Raw genomic sequence first — 22101 nt, 5'->3', positions numbered from 1 at the left:
TCAAGGAACGGACGCTTCCTTTGTACTCACCCTCTCGGGCTTTCCTCCGGGCTTTCGTTCTGTTCTTGCGTTTCCGACTCTATCAGACTCTTTCGGGCCTGACTCCCAGTCAGCGGGTTTTGCCTTCCGGGCTGTTGGGCCCTTCCGACTCCCGAACTCTAGTGGATTTCCCCGGCGATTCATAATCGGCCTTCGGAAATGAATTCGGGCATGCCGAATGCGTTCCCAGTGGGAGATCTTGCTGAGTTGGGGTGCCGCAACGAGGCGGCGGGATTCGTTGACACCAGAACCTGTTGGCTCTGGGACAACTCGAAGAACCTTACGGACTTGTGTCGGGCGTGTCAAACCTTCAGGTCAGCTCGGGGACTGGAGGTCTTCCACGCGGTCCAGGAGCCGGGTGAGCATGTCGCCCAGCACGCCGCGCTCCGCCGTGGAGAGGTCCTGGAGAAGGTCCTCCTCGAAGACCGTGGCCGCGCGCATCGCGTCCAGCCACTTGCTGCGGCCCTCGTCCGTCAGTTCCACGATCACGCGGACCCGGTTGGACTCGTCCCGCTCGCGCGTGACCAGGCCCTCCGAGGTCATGCGGTCGATCCGGTGTGTCATCGCCGCCGGCGTCAGGCCCAGCTGCTTCGCGAGCTCGCTCGGGCCCATCCGGTACGGGGAGCCGGAGATGACGAGGGCCTTCAGGACCTCCCACTCCGCGTTGCTGATGCCCAGCGCCGCCGTCTGGCGTCCGTACGCGACGTTCATCCGGCGGTTCAGGCGGCTCAGGGCGGACACGACCTTCTCGACCTGGGGGTCGAGGTCCTGGAATTCGCGCTGGTAGACGGCGATCTGCTCGTCGAGGCTCGGCTCGTGGACGGGCGTAGTGCCGTCGGGGGTGTCACCCATGCGTCGAAGTATGGCACGGGCTCGTTGGCATCTAACTCCTTCGATGTGTAGAGTTAAGGATTGAAGTTTAGGTATCAAGTCTTCAGTCTTCATCTTTCAAAGGCAGGTGAGAAGTGACCAAGGTGATGGGCGCTGCGATGCGGCGGATCCAGGCCGGGAACGCGCTGACCGCGTTCGGCATCGGCTTCACGGTTCCGTTCCTCTACATCTATGTGGCGCAGGTGCGAGGTCTGGGCTCCATGGCCGCCACGAGCGCGTTCGTGGCGTTCGCGCTGGGGGCTCTCGTCGCGCTGCCCCTCACCGGGCGGGTCATCGACCGCCGCGGCCCCGTTCCCGTGGTCATCGGGGCGGCCGTCGTCGCCTCGGCCGGCGCGCTGGCGCTCGGGCTCTCCGCGGGTGTCGTCCCGATCCTGCTGTCCGCCCTGGCGCTCGGCGCCGGGCAGGCCGTCATGCAGCCGGCGCTCGCCACGATGATCGTGTGGTGCTCGACGCCGTCCACCCGTACGCGGGCCTTCGCGCTGCAGTTCTTCATGCAGAACCTCGGTCTGGGCATCGGCGGGCTCATCGGCGGCCAGATCGTCGACGAGAGCCGGCCCGGCAGCTTCACGCTGCTGTTCAGCATCGAGGCCGTGATGTTCCTGGTGCTGGCGGGGGTCATCCTCACCGTGCGCATGCCGCAGGTGCCGAGCATCAAGGACGCCGTGCCGAGGGACCCGTCCCAGGCGGGCGGGAGTGCGTGGAAGCGCCTGCTCGGGCACAAGGCCATGGTCAAGCTGCTGGTGCTGGGCTTCGTGATCTTCTTCGCCTGCTACGGCCAGTTCGAGTCGGGTCTCGCCGCGTTCGGCACCGAGGCCGCCGGGATCTCCCCCTCTACGCTCGGCTTCGCGCTCGCCGCCAACACCGGTGCCATCGTCGTCGCGCAGTTCGTCGTGCTGCGGCTCGTCGAGAAGCGCCGCCGGTCCCGGGTCATCGCGCTGGTCGGGCTGATCTGGACCGTGGCGTGGGTCATCGCCGGGTTCTCCGGGCTGGGCCACGGGAGCGCCGTGATGGCCGCCGCCGCGTTCGTCACCACGTACGCGCTCTTCGGCATCGGCGAGGCCATGCTCTCGCCGACCCTGGCGCCGCTGGTGGCCGACCTGGCGCCGGAGGGTTCCGTGGGCCAGTACAACTCCGCCTTCGCGCTGGTCAAGCAGATGGCGCTGGCGCTCGGGCCGCTGGGGGTGCCGCTGGGCGCCGGAATCCCGATGCTCTACATCGGGATCTTCGTGGCCGTCTCGCTGGGCATCGCCTGGCTGGCGCTGCGGCTCGGGAAGCAGCTGAGCCCGGTGCAGGACAACCCGTCGCTGGCGAGCAGGATCGTGGCGCAGGGGAACACCGCGCCCGCCGCGGCGCAGGCCGCCGAGCCGGCGCACGCGTAGCCGTACGGAGAGAACGAGGAAGGCCCCGGTCCGGTGGACCGGGGCCTTCCTCGTGTCTACGGCTGCTTGTCCGGCAGCGCGAACTCGCACCAGACGGCCTTGCCGCCGCCCGGGGTGCGGCGGCACCCCCACGACGAGGCGATCGTCGCCACGATGGAGATGCCGCGGCCGGTCTCGTCGGCCGGTTCGGCGCGGCGGCGGCGCGGGAGGTGGTCGTCGCCGTCGGTGACCTCGACGATCAGGCGGCGGTCGGTGCGGCGCAGGCGCAGGTGCATCGGCGGGGTGCCGTGCTGGAGGGAGTTCGCGACGAGCTCGCTCGCGGCGAGGACGCCGAGGTCGCACAGCTCGACCGGGAAGCGCCAGGAGGCGAGGACGCCCTGGGCGAAGGCGCGGGCGCGCGGGGCGGCTTCGATGCCGCCGAGGAGTTCCAGGGCGGCGTTGTGGAAGAGCTCGGCGTCGGCTCCGGTGCGGGCGGGCTGCTGGAGGACCATGACGGCCACGTCGTCGTCGTGGTCGGCGTCGACCCCGAGGGCGCGCATCAGGCGGTCGCAGATGACGGCCGGGCTGCCCTGGGCGCCGGACAGGGCGCGTTCCAGGGCGGCGACGCCCTCGTCGATGTCCTCGCCGCGGCGCTCGACGAGTCCGTCGGTGTAGAGGACGGCGGTGGATCCGGGGCCCAGGGGGATGGTGCCGGAGGTGTGGAGCCAGCCGCCGGTCCCCAGCGGGGGGCCGGTGGGGTCGGCGGCGCGGCGGACGGTGCCGTCCTCGTCGCGGACCAGGATCGGGAGGTGGCCGGCGGAGGCGTACGCGAGCAGGCCCTCGCTCGGGTCGTGGACGGCGTAGACGCAGGTGGCGATCTGGCTGGCGTCGATCTCGGCGGCGAGGCCGTCGAGGAGCTGGAGCACCTCGTGCGGGGGCAGGTCGAGGCGGGCGTAGGCGCGGACGGCGGTGCGGAGCTGGCCCATGACGGCGGCGGCGCGGACCCCGCGGCCCATGACGTCGCCGATGACGAGGGCGGTGCGGCCGGCGCCGAGGGTGATGACGTCGTACCAGTCGCCGCCGACGGCCGCCTCGGTGCCGCCGGGCTGGTAGGTGGCGGCGACGCGGAGGTCGTCGGGCTGTTCGAGCTCCTGGGGGAGGAGGGAGCGCTGGAGGGTGACGGCGGCCTCGCGCTGGCGGCGTTCGCTGGCGCGGAGGCGTTCGACGGCTTCGGCGTGGTCGGTGACGTCGGCGAGGTGGACGAGGACGCCGGTGGGGTGGGTGTCCTGGTCGTCGGCGGGGCCGGCCTTGGGGAAGTCGACGGGGGTGCAGGTGACGGTGTACGAGCTGGTGCCGCCGGGGGCGGTGCGGTTCTTGGCGGTACGGGGCCTGCCGCTGCGCTGGACCTGGTCGAGGAGCGGGAGGAGACCGAGCGCGCCCAGCTCGGGGAGCGCCTCGTGTGCGGGGACGCCGGTGGGGCGGGGGCCGAAGCCGGCGGTGTACGCGTCGTTGACGTAGGCGACGCGGTGCTCGGGACCGTGGACCAGGGCGACCAGGGCCGGGAGGCGGCCGAGGACCTCGCGCACGGACAGCTCGTCGGGGGAGGGCACGGCGACGGGGGCGCTCGTACGGAACGGGGTGGCGGTGGCCGGGGCGGTGCCCGCACCGGAACCTCCGGCACCCGCGCCTGACGTGCCCGAACCGCCCGTGCCCGTGCCCGTGCCGGAGACGGTGGGGTCCGCGGGGCAGCCGTCGGCGGCGGGCGCGGGCCGCTCGGTTCCGGGGTCGGCTCGGCCGCCGCGGGCTGCCGGGACGGCGCCTTCACCCCGCTTGGCCTGGGCTGCGGCGTGTTCGGTCCGGGCGGCGGCGCGGCGCTGCGTTCCGGGAAACCGGGCGCTCCAGCGCGTGAAGTTCACTGCGTTCAAGCCTCGTGGTGTCGCAAGTGGTCGCTGTGTCGCTCGTGGTCGGTCGCTGACTGGACGATGTCACTCTGTGCAGGTGTGAGCGCACCTATGGTCACACGTCCAGTGTGGCCGACCGCACTGACAACGTCAGCCCTGGCTGTCCTGCGGGGGGTTGGGGGCGGGGTCGGGGGGCGGGGCCTTGGGACCGCCCCCCGCGGCGAGTTCGAACTCTGCCCTGGGGTGTTCGAGGGAACCGAGGGAGACGATCTCACGCTTGAAGAGGCCGGAGAGGGTCCATTCGGCGAGGACGCGCATCTTCCGGTTGAAGGTGGGGACCCGGCTGAGGTGGTAGGCGCGGTGCATGAACCAGGCGGGGTAGCCCTTGATCTTGCGGCCGTAGATGTGCGCGACGCCCTTGTGCAGGCCGAGCGAGGCGACCGAGCCGGCGTACTTGTGGGCGTACTCGGTGAGGACCTCGCCGTGCAGGGCGGCGACGAGGTTGTCGGCGAGGGCCTTGGCCTGGCGGACCGCGTGCTGCGCGTTGGGGGCGCACTCGCGGCCCTTCTCCGCGGCGGTGATGTCGGGGACGGCGGCGGCGTCACCCGCGGCCCAGGCATGCTCGACCCCCTCGACGGTGAGGAAGGCGGTGCAGGCGAGGCGGCCGCGCTCGTTCCTGGGCAGGTCGGACGCGGCGAGGACCGGGTGCGGTTTGACGCCGGCGGTCCACACGACGGTGCGGGTGGGGAAGCGGGCGCCGTCGCTGAGGACGGCGACGCGGTTCTCGCAGGATTCGAGCCGGGTCTCCAGGCGCAGGTCGATGTTGCGGCGGCGCAGTTCGCGGACGGTGTAGACGCCCATCTCGGGGCCGACTTCGGGGAGGATCCGGTCGCTGGCCTCGACCAGCACCCACTTCATGTCCTCGGCCTTGATGTTGTGGTAGTACCGCGCCGCGTAGCGGGCCATGTCCTCCAGTTCGCCGAGGGCTTCGACCCCCGCGTAGCCGCCGCCGACGAAGACGAAGGTGAGGGCGGCGTCGCGGAGGGCGGGGTCGCGCGTCGAGGAGGCGATGTCCATCTGTTCGATGACGTGGTTGCGCAGGCCGATGGCCTCTTCGACGGTCTTGAACCCGATGCCGTACTCGGCGAGTCCCGGGACGGGGAGGGTGCGGGAGACGGAGCCGGGGGCGAGGACGAGTTCGTCGTACTCGATCTCCACGGCGCCGGTCCCCTCCTCGTCGGTGGCGAGGGTGGTGACGGTCGCGGTGCGCTTGGCGTGGTCGATGCTCCGGGCCTCGCCGATGACGATGCGGCACTTGCCGAGGACGCGGCGCAGGGGGACCACGACGTGGCGGGGGGAGATCGAGCCCGCGGCGGCTTCCGGGAGGAAGGGCTGGTAGGTCATGTACGGCTCGGGGGTGACCACCGTGATCTCGGCTTCGCCCGCTCTCAGCCTTCGCTGGAGCCGGAGCGCCGTGTACATGCCGACGTAGCCGCCGCCGACGATCAGGATGCGCGTACGGGGCGGAGTACCGGGGGCCGTGCCCCGTGAGTTAGCAGCCTTCACCACCCCATGACGCATCGTGGCCGGGAGTTTGTCCACAGCCCCGACAGATTGTGTGACCGGAGTGAGTACGGGGACGGGGTGGTCGGGGGCGTCAAGTGGGGGTACAGGTGCGCAGGTCAGAAGGTGCGGAATGACTCATTCCGGGGGTACGGAACGGAAAAGTGGGGGTGAATGCTCCGATCGGGCGGTGGTCCGTCCGGGGCTGCCCCTTCTGAATTGACTCTGGCTCAACTATGTTCGTATCTCGTCGAGGAGTAGGACCGGGCCCAACTGACCGTGGCCCCCTCGACGCGAAGGCGGGGAGTGTCTCCGGGGGGAGACAAATGATTACCGGGGGATACATATGAACATTTCCGATTTCCATGGTTCTGCGACCGCGCTCTCGGTCGAGAGCAGCGGTCGTGCTGTCGCGAACGGCGCCACCACGCACGGCGTGGGCCGCTCCACGCCGCTGCGCGTCGACGCGCAGCGCAACCTGGAGCACGTCCTGCGCGCCGCCCGCGAGGTGTTCGGCGAGCTGGGCTACGGCGCTCCGATGGAGGACGTGGCGCGGCGCGCGCGGGTCGGTGTCGGCACGGTGTACCGGCGCTTCCCGAGCAAGGACGTCCTGGTCCGCCGGATAGCCGAGGAGGAGACCGCCCGGCTGACCGAGCAGGCCAAGACCGCGCTGGGCCAGGAGGAGGAGCCGTGGCAGGCGCTGTCGCGCTTCCTGCGCACCTCCGTGGCCTCGGGCGCCGGGCGGCTGCTGCCGCCGCAGGTGCTGCGCGTCCGCCCGGCGGGCGAGGACGCCGCCGAGGAGGCGGAGGCCGCGCGGGTTCCGCACCAGCGACAGGCCGGGACGGCCCCGGCCGCGCCGGACCTGCGGGTCGTGGGCGCGCGCACGGCCGCCGAGGACGAGCCGTCGGACGACGCGGGCGCGGGCGCGCTGCTGGAGGTCGTCGGCCGGCTGGTGGACCGGGCCAGGGCGGCCGGTGAGCTGCGGGGCGACGTGACGGTGGCCGACGTGCTGCTGGTGATAGCGACGGCGGCGCCCGCGCTGCCCGACCCGGCGCAGCAGGCGGCGGCGTCCACGCGCCTGCTCGACATCCTGCTCGAAGGGCTCCGGTCCCGGACCGTGTGAGTGCCGGGTGGCGCGCGTGCCGGGTGGCGCGCGTGCTTGGCGGTGCGAACGCCGGGTGAGTGCCGGACCGTGCGCTTGCCCGATCGGGTGAGTGCCGGCCGGGTGAGCGGTGTCCGCCCGGTCGTCCGGAGGGGCTGACGTCCCGGCCCCCGGGCGGCCGTGCGGGAGACCGGTCGCTCGAACGGGCCGGGAACGGTACGGCGGTTCGCCGAAGTGTGCCCGGACGAGTGGATGGTACGGAGAGCGCCTCGTCGCGCGTCCGCCGTGTGCCACGCTGGATCGGTGTACCGGTTGAGTGTGTCGTGCGGGGGCTTCCTCGATGGGCGTTGACGGACGGGAAGAGCCACTCGGTGGCGCCGGCGGAGCCGGTGGCGAGGCCGAGGCGGGCAGCCTGCCCGAAGGGCAGGTCCCGGCCCAGCGCGAACCGGGCGGGCGGCACGCCGCCTCCCCCGGGTCCGGCGCAGCCGGGGGCGCGTGGATGCCCGTCGGTGACGTGGCCCCGTCCGACGCGGACCTGATCGCCCGGATGCGCGGGGGCGACGACGGTGCCTACGAGGAGCTCTTCCGCCGCCACGCCGACTCCGTACGGCGCTATGCGCGCAGCTGCTGCCGGGACGCGCACACCGCCGACGACCTCACGGCCGAGGTGTTCGCGCGGACCCTCCAGGCGGTGCGGGGCGGGGCCGGGCCGGACCAGTCGGTGCGGGCGTACCTGCTGACCACCGTCCGCAGGGTCGCGGCGGCCTGGGCGAAGACCGCCCGGCGCGAGCAGCTCGTCGAGGACTTCGCCGTCTTCGCCGAGCAGGCGGCCACGGGGTCGGAGGGCGGCGGCGCCCTCGGCGGGCTGGCCGGGGACGACACGCTCGAACTGGGCGCGGACGTACGGGCGATGCGCGAGGCCGAGCAGTCGCTGGCCATGCAGGCGTTCCGGAGCCTGCCCGAGCGGTGGCAGGCCGTGCTGTGGCACACCACCGTGGAGGAGGCGTCGCCGAGCGCGGTCGCGCCGCTGTTCGGGCTGAGCGCCAACGCGACCGCGGTGCTGGCCAGTCGGGCCCGTGAGGGGCTCAAGCAGGCGTACCTCCAGGCCCACGTGAGCGCGGCGCTGAGCGAGGGCGGCGACTGCGCGCGGTACGCGGACCGGCTCGGCGCCTACGCGCGCGGCGGGCTGCGGATGCGGGCGGAGCGGGGGCTGCGCAAGCACCTGGAGGAGTGCGCGAAGTGCCGGGTGGCGGCCGGGGAGCTCCAGGACGTCAACGCGGGCATTCCGGCGCTGCTTCCGGTCGCGGTCATCGGCTGGTTCGCCGCCGGGTACGCGGCCAAGGCCGCCGGGGTCGTGGCCGGAGGCGCTGTCGCCGCCGGCGGGGCCGGTGCGGCTGCGGCCGCTGCCGGCGGGTCGGGAGCCGCCGGGTCCGCCGCTGCCGGCGGGGCGGCGGCGGGCGGCACGGCCGGTGGGGCCGCGGGCGCGGGTGCGGGGGCCGCCGGAGGCGCGGGGTCGGGAGCCGGGGCCGGGGGCGCCGCGGTGTCCGAGGGGCTCGGGATGCCGGCCAAGGCCGCCATCGCCGCCGGGATCGCGGTCGCGGCGGCCGCCGGGGTGGTGTTCGCGCTGGCCGGGGACGATGCCGAGCCCCGGGCCCGGGCGCAGCCCGCGCCCAGCGCCGCCGCGCCGGTCGTGCCGGACTCCCCCGCGCCCGCCCCGCCGGAGCCGGAGCCGGAGCCGCCCGTGGCGCGGGCCCCGGCCGCGCGGGTCTCCGTACCGGCGGCTCGGAAGTCATCGCCGGCGCCGTCGAAGCCGGCCGCGTCGAGGTCCCCTGCGCCTTCGCCCGCCGTGTCGCGGACCGCGCCGGCTCCCTCCCCCTCACCGAGCCGGGTGCGGCCCTCGCCGTCCCCCGCCCGGCCGTCGCCGCCCGCGCCGAAGCCCGCGCAGGGCTTCCGGCTGGCCACGCTGGGGCACTCCGCGTACGGGGACCACAGCGGTCCGGAGGTGCAGACCTGGCGCAGCAGCTGGGTGTGGCAGCGCTGGGGGCTGGAGGTGGGCGGCCGGCGGTTCGGGCAGGGCATCACCGTGAACTCCCGCTCGTCGGTGGAGATCACCCTGCACCGGCAGTGCAGCGCGTTCTCGGCGCGGGCCGGAGTGGACAGCCTGTCGGTGTTCACCGACGCCACGGTGCGGTTCTCCGTGTACGCGGACGGGCAGCGGCTGTGGCAGTCCGGCGCCGTGGGGTACCGGGACCCGGCCGTGGCGGTGCAGGTACCGCTGACCGGCCGCACGTCGCTGCGGCTGGTGGTGGAACGGGCCGGCGGGGGCAGCCTGCCGGCCCTGGCGAGCTGGGCGGACGCCGTGATCAGCTGCCGCTGAGCGCCGCGGCGAGGGCGGCCGGGGCGAGGGCGGCTCCGGCCGCCTCCTCCCGGGCGTGGCGGTCGGCGCCGAGGGCGGCGCGGGCCCGCTCCCGCAGTCCGTCGACGAGGGCCGCCTCGGGGACCGAGCGGGGACGGCCCGCGCGCCAGGCGGTGGCCGCGGCCAGGGCCCGTACGGCGTCGGCGGGCCGGTCGGCGTCGGCCAGCAGCCGGGCGGCGGTCTCGGCGAGGCCGGCCAGGACGCGTTCCGCGCAGTTCCCCGCGACGGCCCCTGCGAGGACGGGCCCGATCAGGGCCACGGCGGCCGGTGCCCCGCGTTCGCGGGCGGCGAGGAGGGCCCCCGTGCTGCCGAGGGCCGCCGCGAACTGGGCGGGCACAGTGACCTGCCTGCTCTTCTCCAGGGCGGTCGCGTACGCGGTGCGGGCGGCCTGGTGGTCTTCCTCGTACAGGGCGATGAGCGCGGCGAGCAGCCGGTTGAAGGCGCTGACGTTGACCACCTCGTAGCGGTCCGCGTAGGCGTCGGACTCCGCGAGCAGCCGGCGGGCCCCCTCGACGTCGCCGGTGCTGAAGGCGGCCTCCGCGATCCGGACGAGGGCGTACGGCACCTCGATGTGCGCCCCGACCTCGCGGGCCAGGTGGAGGCATTCCTCGTACTCGGCGCGGGCCGCGTCGTACCGGCCGCGGGAGAACGCGACCTCACCGGCCGCGCTCGCGACCTGGGACCGGGCCCAGCGGTCGCCGACGCGCAGCGCGATGTCGTGCAGTTCGGCGAGGTCCGCGTCGAGGGTGGGCAGGCCTCCGGTGACGTCGATGGCGAGGTGCGTACGGAGCATGAGGGTGACGGCGAGCTCCCATTCGCTGCCGTGGCGGCGGCAGTTCGCGACCGTCGTGTCGACGTCCGCGGGCAGGTCGACCTCCTCGCCGGCGAGGTAGCCGGTCATGGGCCAGAGCATGCCGGGGAAGCGTCCGGCCTCCGGGGAGCCGGTGCGGAAGGCCTTCCGGATCCGGGCGACGAGGGCCGTGGTGCGCGGGGTGCGGAAGTCCTCCGCCGGGCGGCCCTCGGCCATGAGGAAGAGGTGCAGGATGTTCAGGCGCATGCAGCGCCAGTGCGCCGGGGATCCCTCGGGGGCGTCGTCGGTGGTGATGCGCAGGATGCGGTCGGTCCAGACGCCGCCCTCGAAGCGGTAGTTGCGCAGCCACCAGAACCAGCCGAGGGCGAAGACGAAGCGCTGGGCGGTCTCGGCGTCGGCGCTGTCGACGGCGTGGTGGAGCGCGGCGCGGAGGTTGTCGAGCTCGGTCTCGATCCGCCGGATCCAGGGGAGCTGCGCGGCGGAGCGCAGGTGGGGTTCCGCTTCCTCGGCGAGCGCGAGGAAGTAGGCGGTGTGGCGGCTGACGGTGGCGGCGCGCTCGGGGTGGGTGCTCGCGGGGATCGTGCTCGCAGGGGCCGGGCTCTCGGGGGCGGGGGCGGGGGCGGCGGGTTCCGGGCCGCGGGCGAGGCGTTCGGACGCGTACTCGTGGATGGTTTCGAGCATGCGGTAGCGCATCGGGCCGCCGTGGGGCGCCGGGGCGGGCTCGGCCAGGACGAGGGACTTGTCGACGAGGGAGCCGAGGACGTCGGCGACGTCGTACGAGGGGTCGGCGCAGACGGCTTCGGCGGCGGTGAGGTCGCAGCCGCCGGCGAACACCGCCAGCCGGCGCAGCACGGTACGTTCGGGCCCGTCGAGGAGGTCCCAGGACCAGTCCACGACGGCCCGCAGCGTCTGCTGGCGGGGCAGGACCGTACGGGCGCCACTGGTCAGCAGCCGGAAGCGGTCGTCCAGCCGGTCGGCGATCTGCCGCGGCGTGAGCAGCCGCAGCCGCGCCGCCGCCAGCTCGATCGCCAGCGGCAGACCGTCCAGGCGTGCGCAGATCTCGGCGCCGGCGGCCGGGTCCTCGTCGGGGCGGAAGCCGGGTCGGGCCGAGGCGCCGCGGTCGGCGAAGAGGCGGAGGGCGTGGTCGGGGGACAGCGGTTCGAGCGGGCGCACGCGCTCGCCGGGTACGCCGAGGGGCTCGCGGCTGGTGGCCAGGACCTGCACGCCGGGGCAGTGGGTGAGGAGCCGTTCGGCGAGGGCGGCGGCCGCGTCGATGACGTGCTCGCAGTTGTCGAGGACGAGGAGCAGGGCGCGGTGCGCGCAGTGGTCGAGGAGCTGGGCGGTGGGGTCGTCGGCGGGGGCGGTCCCGCGGGCGACGAGGGAGTTCTCGCGTACGCCGAGGGCGCTGAGCACGGCGCCGGGAACGGCGGCGGGGTCGTCGAGGCGGGCGAGTTCGACGATCCAGCCCGCCTTGGGGTGGTCGGCGGCCGCGTGCTCGGCGAGGCGGGTCTTCCCGGAGCCGCCGGGGCCGGTGAGGGTGACGAGGCGGTGGAGGCCCAGGTCGGTGCGGAGGGCGGCCAGTTCGGGCGCGCGGCCGACGAAGGAGGTGAGGCGGGGGCGGAGGTTGCCGCGCGGGGGTTCCGGGGGCGCGGGAGGGGGCGGCGGGCGGAGGAGCTCCGCGTGCAGGGCGGTGAGTTCGGCGCCGGGCGTGGCGCCGAGGCCTTCGGCAAGGGCGCGGCGGGTGCGCTCGTACGCCGCGAGGGCGTCGGCGGGGCGGCCGGCCGCGCGCAGGGCGCGGAGCTGCTGGGCGCGGAGCCGTTCGTCGTACGGGTGGACGCGGATCAGCGCCTCGATCTCCGGCAGGAGCGCGGCGGGACCGGCGGGGCCGGCTTCGACTCGGGCACTGCGCAGGCGGGCTTCGATCCGGTCGCGGACGGCGGTGGCGCGGCGGGCCTCCGGGGCGGCGGCGTGGGCGGAGCGGACGGGCTCGGGCAGGTCGGCGAGGGCGGGGCCGCGCCAGAGGTCGAGGGCGCAGCGGAGGGTGCGGGCGGCGGCGTCGGGATCGGTGGCCAGCTCCTGGGCGCCGCGGGCCGCCAGGCGGGCGAACCGGTGCAGGTCGACGTCGTCGCGGGCGGCGGCGAGGCGGTAGCCGCCGGCGGGGTCGGAGTGGACGGCGTCCCGGCCGCCGAGGGCGCGGCGGAGCCGGGCGACGAGGGCCTGCAGGGCGGCGGGGGCGTCCTGGGGCGGCGCGTCGCCCCAGACCTCGTCGACGAGGGCGGCCACCGGGGCCGGGGCGCCGGACCCGGCGCGCAGGGCCAGGGCGGTGAGGAGCGCGCGCAGACGGGCGCCGCCGATGGGAAGGGGGGCGCCGGTCTCGTCGTACGCCTGGGTCGCGCCAAGGATGAGGTACCGCACCGGGCAATTCTGCCGGGTGCCGCGCGGGCGGCCCGGCGGGGGCGGCCGGCTCCGGCCGGGGCGGGGGCGCCGGGGCCGGAACCGCGGGGGGGGGTGCCCGGTACCGGCTCGTCCCTGCCAGGGCCGGTGGCGGGGTGCGCCGACGGGAGCACGCGGGCGGTCCCGGTCGGCGGGGGGGGGGCGCCTGGGCCGGGTCTGCGCCGGGCAGTTGGAGGCGAAGCCCGGCGGGGGCCGCCAGGGGCCCCTCGGGAATCCCGCGGAGGCCGCGCTTCGGCGCGCAGGCCTCAGGAGAGGGCCGGGCGGTGTACGGGGACGCCTTCCGGTACCGCGCGGCGCCGGGCCGCCGTGGTGCCCGTCCAGCAGGTGCCGCGGCGGGCGAGGAGGCGGCCGAGCCACAGTTCCATCGAGACGAGTTCCGCGAGGCCGTCGAGCGGGACCGGCCGGCCGTCCGCCGCGTCGAGCAGGGCCTGCTGGACGACCCGGGCGTCGATCAGCCCGGCGTCGGCGAGCAGCGGCGCGGCGAACAGGGCTAGCAGTTCCTCCAGGGCGGCCCGCAGCCCCAGCCGGGTCGCCGTCTCGTTCGGGGTGTGCGCGGTGACGCCCCAGCCGGGCGGGAGTTCGCGGACGCCGGTCGAGGACAGCACGGTGCGCAGGATCGCGGCCCGGGCCCCGGGCTGGACCCGGAGGGATTCCGGGAGGGCGCGGGAGGCCCGGACGACCTGGTTGTCGAGGAACGGGGCGTGCAGGCGCTGGCTGCGGACCTCCACGGCCTGCTCGAACACCCGGTGGTCGGCGGCGTGCCGGGCGAGCACCGAGCGGGCGCGCGCCTCGCCCGGGCGCAGGGACAGGGGCGGGCGTCCGGCCGCGGCGGTGAGACGGATCGATACTTCCGCGAGCGCCTCCCCCGTCAGCCAGCCCGCCGCCGGGCCGGGCCGGGACCAGGTCAGGGCGGCCAGCGAGGCGTCCACCGGGCCGGAGGGGCGTACGGCGACCCCGCCCTCGCGGAGCCGGGCGGCCGCGGCCTCCATGCCCGCCCGGTAGGTCGTACGGGCGAGTCGGCGGGCGGCGGAGTACACGGTGAGCGGGACCAGCAGGGACTCGCCCGACGCGGAGGCGGAGCGGGCCAGGGCGGCCACCGGGCGCAGCAGGTGCCGGCGCCGGCGGTCCATCAGGAGGTCGGCGAGGCGGGCCGGGTGCGCGTCGAGGACCTGGCGGGCGCCGTGGCCGGTGAAGTGGTCGGCGGAGCCGGCGGCCAGCCGGCGGCGCTCGCGGGCGGCGAACACCAGCGAGGGGCCGGGTTCGTCGGTCAGCGGCCCGTCGAGGTCGGCGTACGGGAGGGCTTCCTCGGCGGCGGCCACCACGACGTGGTGCAGGCGCGGGTCCGCGGCGATCGCGTGGGCCCGCTGCATCTCGGGTTCGCGGCCCTGCGGGGTGGCCAGGTCGTTGAACGTCACCGCGAGCAGGCGCGCTCCGGCGGGGCTCAGCAGGGTGCCCGGTGCTCCGGGCAGGCCGGCGGCGAGCAGGGCGAGGGTGGCGGAGGCGCTGCCGCCGGAGAGGTCGGCGCCGACGCCGGGGGCCGGCGCGCCGCGGGCCGCGCGCCGGTCGGCGGGGCCCATTCCCGGTACGGGGCCGGGATCGTACGGCGGCATCGCGTCGGGGGCATGGCGCGGCGCCGTGAGCCGGGCGCGCACGGCGTCCACCAGAGCTTCGCGTACGCCCTCCACGGCGCGCTCGGGGTCGGCCTCGGGCGCGGCCACCGCGAGGGAGGCGACCGGCTCGTAGCCGGTGATCTCGCGGGAGCCCTCGCGGAGGATGAGCGCGTGCCCGGGCGGGATGCGCCGGACTCCGGCGTACGGTGTGCCGTCGCCCAGTGCCTCGGGGCTTTCGGGGCAGGCCAGCAGGGCGGCGAGGTGGCCGATGTCGAGCTGCGCCTCGATGAGGTCGGCGAGGGGGAGGGCGGCGGTGGCGTACGCCGTTCCGCTCGCCCAGGGCGTGTAGAACACGGGCCGGGCGCCCGCGAGGTCGCCGACGACGGTGATCCGGCGGCCGGCCTGCACGACGGCGGTGTAGCTGCCGGACCACTGGGTGAGGTGGCGCAGGGCGCCGCCGCGGGCGGCGTACAGGGCGCGGCGCAGTTCGGCGTCGGTGGCGCCGCAGACGCCGAGGACGGCGAGGCGGGTGAAGGGGTCGGCGGGGTCGGCGGTGAGCATCCGGATCTCGTCGGGGCGCCAGTCGCCGACGGCCCACAGGGGGTCGGGGTCGCCCCACAGGAGCTGGGCGCCGACGGGGTGGACGGTGCGCTCGGCGTCCGCGCCGGGGTCGCCGGGGTGCGCGGCGTCCGCGATGCCGCCGTGCAGGGGGGCTCCGTCGGGGTGACCGGCGTCGGCGTGGCCGGGGGAGCCGTAACCGTTCGAGCCGTAGCCGTTGGAGTCGTATCCGCCCTGGCCGGAGCCGTTCCGGGAGGCGTGGCCGGGGGCTCGGGCGGAGCCGTGCCCGGAGACGCGGCCGGCCGTGCCGAAGCTCGCGGCGATACTGCTCCAACCCACCAACCAGCGCACCGCCGCCTCCCCAGCCCGTGGGCACATGACCGGGGCACAGGCAGCACGGACGGCGCTGAGGGCGCGGCCGACGGGGCCCCGGGTGGCTCGGGTCCATGCTGCCACGGGACAGGCGTGCGAGAGGGGTTAAAGGGGGCGCACATGCAAACGAACACGCGCCGACCATGCGGTATTTGGCGTTCCGTTCCCACCGCCCCATAGGTCGCTTTCGGCCATTCTTCGGCCGTCCCGAGTGCCGAGGTGTGGCCTCGGCGGCCGCCGTGCGGGCGCGGTGCGGGAGGCGGAAACCGCCCCCCGGACCGTTCCGCCACCCGCGGGGATTGAGGTGGCGGCATCCCCCGGCCCGCCCGATCCGCGCAGTGGGCCGACCCACGCACCGCACATCGAATCGCCGCTTCCCGGGGCCGGACAGAGCGCACGGGCGGGCGCACGGCCACACGGCCGGAGCACGCCGGGACGCGTGCGCCCCGGGGGCGGCCCGGGGCCCGACTGTGCAAACGGACAACAATCCCGCCATACGGACGGAGGGGCCTTAACGCTTGGGAGGCGGGGAACTACGCTGGGTTTACGAAATGCCGGGCGCCTATGCCCCGGCGGCGTCTGCGTTCCGCGTGTGACGAGGGGTGGCGCATGTCCAGGGAGCTCCGCGAGCCCAATGAGAAGCTCGGCGCCGTCCTCGCCCTCGCGGGCATCAGCAACGCGGGACTGGCCCGGCGGGTGAACGACCTCGGCGCACAGCGCGGTCTGACGCTTCGGTACGACAAGACGTCGGTGGCCCGGTGGGTGTCGAAGGGGATGGTGCCGCAGGGCGCCGCCCCCCATCTGATCGCCGCGGCGATCGGCGCGAAGCTGGGGCGGCCGGTGCCGCTGCACGAGATCGGCCTGGCGGACGCGGACCCCGCGCCCGAGGTGGGCCTGGCCTTCCCGCGCGACGTGGGCGCGGCCGTCCGCTCGGCCACCGATCTCTACCGGCTCGACCTCGCCGGGCGGCGCGGCGGTGGCGGGATCTGGCAGTCGCTCGCGGGCTCCTTCTCGGTCGCGGCGTACGCGACGCCCGCCTCGCGGTGGCTGATATCCCCCGCGGACGGCTCCGTCGCCCGGGAGCCGGCGGCCCGGGGCGGCTCCCCGGCGACCGGGGCGACCGCGGCCGGGACCCCGGCTCCGGCGGGCGCTTCCGCGGCCCCGCCGGCCGCCTCGGTGCCCGTACAGCCGTCGGGCGGGCAGCTCCCCACGGGCACGCCGGGCCCCGCACCGCAGCCGCCCGCACAGCAGCAGCAGCAGCAGGCACACGCTCAGCAGTCACCACAGCAGGCACAGGCACAGGCGCAGCCGTCACCGCAGCAGGCACAGGCGCCGTCCGCCGACCCGGCCCCGCAGCGCGTCGGCCACAGTGACGTGGCGAAGCTGCGCGAGGCCGCCGAGGACGCGCGCCGCTGGGACTCCAAGTACGGGGGCGGCGACTGGCGTTCCTCGATGGTCCCCGAGTGCCTGCGGGTCGACGCGGCGCCGCTGCTGCTCGGCTCGTACACCGACGAGGTGGGGCGCGCCCTGTTCGGCGCCACCGCCGAACTGACCCGCCTGGCCGGGTGGATGGCCTTCGACACCGGCCAGCAGGAGGCCGCGCAGCGCTACTACATCCAGGCGCTGCGGCTCGCCCGCGCCGCCGGCGACGTCCCGCTCGGCGGATACGTCCTGGCCTCGATGTCCCTCCAGGCCACCTACCGGGACTTCCCCGACGAGGGCGTGGACCTCGCGCAGGCCGCGGTCGAACGCAACCGCGGCCTCGCCACCGCCCGCACCATGAGCTTCTTCCGTCTCGTCGAGGCCCGCGCGCACGCCAAGGCGGGCGACTCGGCCGCCGCCGGAGCGGCGCTGCGGGCGGCCGAGGGCTGGCTGGAGCGCGCCCGCGCCGGCGACCCGGACCCGACCTGGCTCGGTTTCTACTCCTATGACCGGTTCGCGGCCGATGCGGCGGAATGCTACCGGGACCTCAAACTCCCCCGCCAGGTCCGGCGCTTCACCGAGCAGGCCTTGTCCAAGCCCACCGAGGAGTACGTGCGCTCGCACGGGCTCCGGCTGGTCGTGAGCGCGGTTGCCGAGCTGGAATCGGGGAATCTGGACGCAGCGTGCGCTGCGGGAACCCGGGCGGTCGAAGTGGCGGGCCGGATCTCCTCCGCGCGGACGACCGAGTACGTACGGGACCTGCTCCACCGACTGGAACCGTACGGGGACGAGCCGCGCGTCGCGGAGCTGCGCGAGCGGGCCCGCCCGCTGCTGGTGGCCCCCGCGTAGTCGTGTTGTCGGTGGCGGGGTGCAGTATGCAGGGGTGGGAGGTGTCAGCGTGGGCGGCGGCGTGGACTGCGATGTGCTGGTGATCGGCGGCGGGATCGTCGGCCTGTCGACGGCGCACGCCTTGGCGCGCCTGGCTCCGGGGACCCGCGTGGTCGTCCTGGAGAAGGAGGCCGGCCCGGCGCGGCACCAGACGGGCCGCAACAGCGGGGTGATCCACAGCGGGATCTACTACCGCCCGGGGTCGCTGAAGGCGCGCTTCGCCGTGCGCGGCGCCGCCGAGATGGTCAAGTTCTGCGCGGAGCACGGCATCGCGCACGAGGTGACCGGCAAGCTGATCGTCGCCACCGAGCGCGAGGAACTGCCGCGGCTGCACGCCCTCGTCCAGCGCGGCCGGGAGAACGGCATCCCGGTGCGCGAGCTCGGCCCGGCGCAGATCTCCGCGTACGAGCCCGAGGTCCGGGGCCTGGCCGCAATTCACGTCGGCAGCACCGGCATCGTGGACTACGGCCGGGTCGCGGCGCAGCTGGCGGAGTCCTCGGGCGCGGAGATCGTCTACGGCGGCGCGGTGGACCTGATCTCCCGCCGGCCCTCGGCGGTCGCGGTGCGCACCACGTCCGGGCTGGTGGTCCGGGCCCGGGTTCTGGTGAACTGCGCGGGTCTGCAGTGCGACCGGATCGCCCGGCTGGCCGGGGACGACCCGGGCATGCGGATCATCCCCTTCCGCGGTGAGTACTACGACCTCGACCGGCCCGACCTGGTCCGCGGCCTGGTCTACCCGGTGCCGGACCCGGCGTTCCCCTTCCTCGGCGTCCACCTCACCCGGGGCATCGGCGGCGGTGTCCACGTGGGCCCCAACGCCGTACCGGCCCTGGCCCGCGAGGGCTACGACTGGGGTACGGTCCGGCCGCTGGACGTGGCCTCGGAACTGGCCTGGCCGGGCTCCTGGCGGATGGCCGCGCGGCACTGGCGGTACGGGGCCGGCGAGGTCCACCGCTCGCTGTCGAAGCGGGCCTTCACCCAGGCCGTGCGCCGGCTGCTGCCGGCCGTCGGCCCCGAGGACCTGCGCCCCGCCGGCGCCGGGGTCCGTGCGCAGGCGGTGCTGCGCGACGGCACCCTGGTGGACGACTTCCTCATCCGGGAGGCGCCGCGCACGGTGCACGTCCTGAACGCGCCGTCGCCGGCCGCGACGGCCTCGCTCCCGATCGGCCGCGAGATCGCCACCCGCGCCCTGCGCACCCTCGGCTCGGCCTGACCGGTCCCTCCGGCGCCCGGGCCACGGACGGGCCGCCCGAGCGGCCGGGGGCGGGGTGCCGTCGTAGAATCAGCGCATTGTGCCTGAGTCCCTGAACCCCCAGTCGCCCCGCCTCCCGGACACCGCGCCGGAGGCGGGTTCGTACGTGCCGCCCAAGTGGCGCACCGAGCCCCGCTTCCCCGACGGCCCCTCGCCGGACCCGGCCGGCTCGCACCACGAGCGGCGCATCCGGAGCTTCCAGCCCCGCCGCAGCCGGGTCACCACCGGCCAGGGCGAAGCCCTCAAGCGCCTGTGGGGCACCTGGGGCTTCGACATCGACGGCCACGACGTCCTGGACCTGAAGGCCCTCTTCGACGGCCTCCCCGTCGTCCTGGAGATCGGCTTCGGCATGGGCGAGGCCACGGCGCAGATGGCCGCCGCCGACCCCGGCACGGGCATCCTCGCCGCCGACGTCCACACCCCCGGCCAGGGCAACCTGCTGGCCCTCGCCGAGCGCGGCGGGATGACCAACGTCCGCGTGGCCAACGGCGACGCCATCATCCTGCTCCGCGAGATGCTGCCGCCCGACTCGCTGGCCGGCATCCGCGTGTACTTCCCCGACCCGTGGCCCAAGGCCCGCCACCACAAACGCCGGCTGATCCAGCCCGAGTTCCTCACGCTGGCCGCGACCCGGCTGGCCCCCGGGGCCGTGCTGCACTGCGCCACCGACTGGGAGCCGTACGCCGAGCAGATGCTCGAAGTCCTCAGCGCCCACCCGGATTTCGAGAACACCCAGGAGGACGGCGGCTACGCGCCCCGCCCCGACTTCCGCCCGCTCACCCGGTTCGAGGGCCAGGGCCTCGACAAGGGCCACCTCGTACACGACTTGTTGTTCCGTCGCACGGAGAACTGACAACGTCACCGCCCGTGTCGGACCCGCTCGGTAGGGTCATGGCGTGTTCCGAGCGCTCCCCCGTGTGCTCGCACGTCCGTCGGGCGCGGTCCGCACGAGCGTGCTCGTCGTCCTGCTCGCCGCCACCGGGATCTCGATCCTCGAACTCGTGCGGGAGCAGACCGGTACGCCCGGGTTCCTCGTCGGCCTCGGTCTGGCGCTGGTCCCGGTGCCGCTGCTCGTGGCGGCCTTCCGGTGGCTGGGCCGGGCGGCGCCCGCTCCCTGGCCCCAGCTGCTGTTCTGCGCCGGCTGGGGCGCCTGCACCGCGGCACTGATCGCCATACTGGCCAACAGCTTCGCCGCCCAGTGGATAGCCGCGGCCACCGCCGACCCCTCCGACGCCGACCAGCTCGGCTCGGTCGCGATCGCCCCGGTCGTGGAGGAGAGCGCCAAGGCGGCCGCCCTGCTGCTGGTGTTCGTGTTCCGCAGGCGGCACTTCAGCGGTCCCGCCGACGGGTTCGTGGCGGCCGGGTTCACGGCCACCGGCTTCGCCTTCACCGAGAACATCCTCTACCTCGGCAACGCCTTCGACGAGGACCTCGCCCACGGCACCCCCCTGCTCGACTCGGTGACCGCGGCGACCTTCTTCGTCCGCATGGTGCTGTCGCCCTTCGCGCACCCGCTGTTCACCGTGCTCACCGGCCTCGGTTTCGGCGCCGCCGCCCTCGCTCCGCGCCGCGCGGCCCGGGTGGGCCTGCCGCTGCTCGGACTGGCGGCCGCCATGGGGTTGCACGCGCTGTGGAACGCCTCCTCGCACTTCGGTGAGTACGGCTTCTACGTGGTCTACGGGTGCGTGATGGCCCCGTCGTTCGGGCTGCTGGTGTGGCTGGCCGTACGGATACGGCGGCGCCGGCTGCGCGCCGTCGCCGGGGAGCTCGCCGTGTACGCGGCCGCGGGCTGGCTCGCTCCCGCCGAGGTTCCGGCCCTGGCCTCCGTGCCCGCCCGCTCGCTGGCCCGCTCCCTGGCCCGGCGCAGCGGGGGCCGGGCCGCCGGACGGGCGGTCGCCCGGTACGGGGCGGACGCAGCCGCCCTGGCACTGCTGCGGAACGGGGCCCGGCGGGGCGGCCCGCCGGGGGAGGCCGACTTCGCCGGACGGGAGCGCGAGCTGCTGCACCGGCTGTGGGAGCACCGGGCGACGGCGGGGCCCGCGCTGGCCCGGGCAGCGGTCATGGAGGAGCTGCTGCCGCCCTCGTACGACGCCGCGGACCGGGCGGTCCCGGCGGGCGCGCCCGCGGGGGTGGGCGTACCGGGTCCCCGGCCGCCCGCCGCGCAGGGACGCGCGGGCGCCGTACCGGAGGGGTCGCGCTTCCGGGGGCCGGGCTAGGGCGTCCGTTTCAGATCCTGCCGAGACGGCCTAGACCTTCAGGCCCTTGGAGTTGAGCCACGCCATCGGGTCCATCGTCGAGCCGCCCTTGCGCACTTCCAGGTGGAGGTGGGGCCCGGTGACGTTGCCGGTGGCGCCGACGCGGCCGATGGTCTCGCCGGCGCCGACGGAGCCCGAGGTCACCGACATCGAGGACAGGTGGCAGTACCAGACCTCCGTGCCGTCCTCCAGCTCCAGCACGATCCGGTAGCCGTACGCGCCCGACCAGCCGGCCGAGACGATCTTCCCGGCGGCCACGGCCTTGGCCGGGGTGCCGGTCGGGGCGGCGAAGTCGAGGCCGGTGTGGTGCCCGGAGGACCACATCGAGCCGGCGGCGCCGTACCGCGAGGTGAGGGTGTACGCGGACGTCGGCAGGGAGTAGCCGCCGGACGGCGCGGCGACGCGCTCCTGTTCGGCCTTGGCCTGCGCGGCGGCGCGGGCCTCCGCCGCCTCCCGGGCGGTCTTCGCCTCGGCCTCCGCGGCCGCCTTCTCCGCCGCCGCGTTCTCCGCGGTCTTGCGGGCCTCCTCGCGCTTGTCCTTCGCCTCCTGGCCGGCGGCCTCCTGCGCGATCCGCTCGGCCTCGGCCCGGGCCTGCGCCTCGGCGGCGTCCTGCTGGGACTCGGCCTGCTGGAGGATGCGGTTGCGCAGCACCTCTCCGGCGTCGGCGCCCCGGTCCGCCTGGCGGGGGATGATCCCGCTCCGGGAGGCGGCCGCGGCGGCCTCCGCGGAACCGGCGTCCGCCCGGCGGGCGTTGTCGCCCGAGGATCCGCCGTCCATCACGTCGGGCAGCGAGGGAAGGGAGGGCAGGGATATCGCGACCTGGGGCCGGTCCTGCGCCGTGGCGATGCCGCCCGCGCCGACCGCCGCGATGACGCCGACGCCCAGCACGGTGGAGCTGCGGGCGAGTCCGCCGCGCTGCCTGGCCACCCGGTGCTTGCCCCGTACCGGACGGACCGAGTCCTCCGTGGGGTTCCACTCGCCCCAGGCGCCCGCGGTGGGCTGCTCCAGGGTCTCGGTGCCTTCGGGAGCGGGCAGGTTGGATGCCACCGGGGCACACTCCTCATGGCGAACACACGCACGGCGCCGTCTCTTGCGACGGCCGGGACGACCGCGCTGCGTTATCGAACGGTAATAGACGCAGGGGAGTGATTCCAAGCTGTTGCGATTGATCGTTCTCACCAATCAGCCACGCACCGAACGGCTTTGGCC

The 22101-nt window shown here is 75.3% G+C and carries 13 protein-coding genes; 7 read left to right on the top strand and 6 right to left on the bottom strand.

The genetic code is table 11. The features are described from left to right. Positions 1-354: 354 nt before the first annotated feature. Complete coding sequence (locus ACZ6S8_RS10510; RefSeq protein ID WP_383923947.1) at positions 355-891, bottom strand: MarR family winged helix-turn-helix transcriptional regulator; 537 nt, start codon at positions 889-891, stop codon at positions 355-357. A 125-nt stretch (positions 892-1016) separates the two neighbouring features. On the opposite strand from ACZ6S8_RS10510, the gene ACZ6S8_RS10505 reads away from it, so the two are divergent. Next, positions 1017-2309 (top strand): MFS transporter, encoded by a 1293-nt coding sequence (locus ACZ6S8_RS10505; protein ID WP_469454358.1) that lies wholly within the window; start codon positions 1017-1019, stop codon positions 2307-2309. Between the two features lie 56 nt (positions 2310-2365). Here ACZ6S8_RS10505 and ACZ6S8_RS10500 read toward each other — a convergent pair whose 3' ends face one another. Together ACZ6S8_RS10500 and ACZ6S8_RS10495 are read right to left on the bottom strand one after the other, a co-directional pair. Continuing rightward, positions 2366-4204 carry an ATP-binding SpoIIE family protein phosphatase gene (locus ACZ6S8_RS10500; RefSeq protein WP_469454356.1) on the bottom strand — a complete coding sequence of 613 codons (1839 nt, stop codon included), beginning with the start codon at positions 4202-4204 and terminating at the stop codon, positions 2366-2368. A gap of 135 nt (positions 4205-4339) precedes the next feature. Beyond that, positions 4340-5758 carry an NAD(P)/FAD-dependent oxidoreductase gene (locus ACZ6S8_RS10495; RefSeq protein WP_469454303.1) on the bottom strand — a complete coding sequence of 473 codons (1419 nt, stop codon included), beginning with the start codon at positions 5756-5758 and terminating at the stop codon, positions 4340-4342. 340 nt (positions 5759-6098) lie between these two features. On the opposite strand from ACZ6S8_RS10495, the gene ACZ6S8_RS10490 reads away from it, so the two are divergent. Both ACZ6S8_RS10490 and ACZ6S8_RS10485 read left to right on the top strand, forming a co-directional pair. Continuing rightward, entirely contained in the window at positions 6099-6875 is a 777-nt protein-coding gene (locus ACZ6S8_RS10490; protein ID WP_469454300.1) for a TetR/AcrR family transcriptional regulator, read from the top strand. Positions 6876-7194: 319 nt separating this feature from the next. Continuing rightward, complete coding sequence (locus ACZ6S8_RS10485) at positions 7195-9231, top strand: sigma-70 family RNA polymerase sigma factor (RefSeq protein ID WP_469454298.1); 2037 nt, start codon at positions 7195-7197, stop codon at positions 9229-9231. Here the strand turns inward: ACZ6S8_RS10485 and ACZ6S8_RS10480 are convergent. Together ACZ6S8_RS10480 and ACZ6S8_RS10475 are read right to left on the bottom strand one after the other, a co-directional pair. Continuing rightward, positions 9218-12496: an ATP-binding protein gene (locus ACZ6S8_RS10480; protein WP_469454296.1), complete on the bottom strand. Its 3279-nt coding sequence runs from the start codon at positions 12494-12496 to the stop codon at positions 9218-9220. The two genes, ACZ6S8_RS10485 and ACZ6S8_RS10480, sit on opposite strands and share 14 nt — an antisense overlap. A gap of 284 nt (positions 12497-12780) precedes the next feature. Continuing rightward, positions 12781-15054 carry an asparagine synthase-related protein gene (locus tag ACZ6S8_RS10475; RefSeq protein ID WP_469454294.1) on the bottom strand — a complete coding sequence of 758 codons (2274 nt, stop codon included), beginning with the start codon at positions 15052-15054 and terminating at the stop codon, positions 12781-12783. Between the two features lie 630 nt (positions 15055-15684). Here ACZ6S8_RS10475 and ACZ6S8_RS10470 point away from each other — a divergent pair. The 4 genes from ACZ6S8_RS10470 to ACZ6S8_RS10455 all read left to right on the top strand — a co-directional run bounded on the left by ACZ6S8_RS10470 (position 15685) and on the right by ACZ6S8_RS10455 (position 20853). Next, complete coding sequence (locus ACZ6S8_RS10470; protein ID WP_469454292.1) at positions 15685-17346, top strand: sporulation protein; 1662 nt, start codon at positions 15685-15687, stop codon at positions 17344-17346. A 19-nt stretch (positions 17347-17365) separates the two neighbouring features. Next, a complete protein-coding gene (gene lhgO / locus ACZ6S8_RS10465) occupies positions 17366-18598 on the top strand; it encodes an L-2-hydroxyglutarate oxidase (RefSeq protein WP_469454290.1) in 1233 nt (410 codons plus the stop codon). Between the two features lie 145 nt (positions 18599-18743). Further along, complete coding sequence (gene trmB / locus ACZ6S8_RS10460; protein ID WP_469454354.1) at positions 18744-19490, top strand: tRNA (guanosine(46)-N7)-methyltransferase TrmB; 747 nt, start codon at positions 18744-18746, stop codon at positions 19488-19490. A 43-nt stretch (positions 19491-19533) separates the two neighbouring features. Beyond that, positions 19534-20853, top strand: a complete 1320-nt coding sequence (locus ACZ6S8_RS10455) for a PrsW family intramembrane metalloprotease (protein WP_469454288.1) — start codon at positions 19534-19536, stop codon at positions 20851-20853. Positions 20854-20883: 30 nt separating this feature from the next. Here the strand turns inward: ACZ6S8_RS10455 and ACZ6S8_RS10450 are convergent, their stop codons facing one another. Next, positions 20884-21939: a M23 family metallopeptidase gene (locus ACZ6S8_RS10450; RefSeq protein ID WP_469454286.1), complete on the bottom strand. Its 1056-nt coding sequence runs from the start codon at positions 21937-21939 to the stop codon at positions 20884-20886. Positions 21940-22101 lie beyond the last annotated feature (162 nt).

It is taken from the genome of Streptomyces sp. NPDC048461 (assembly GCF_055587105.1).
This window is presented reverse-complemented; position numbering and strand designations above follow the sequence as displayed.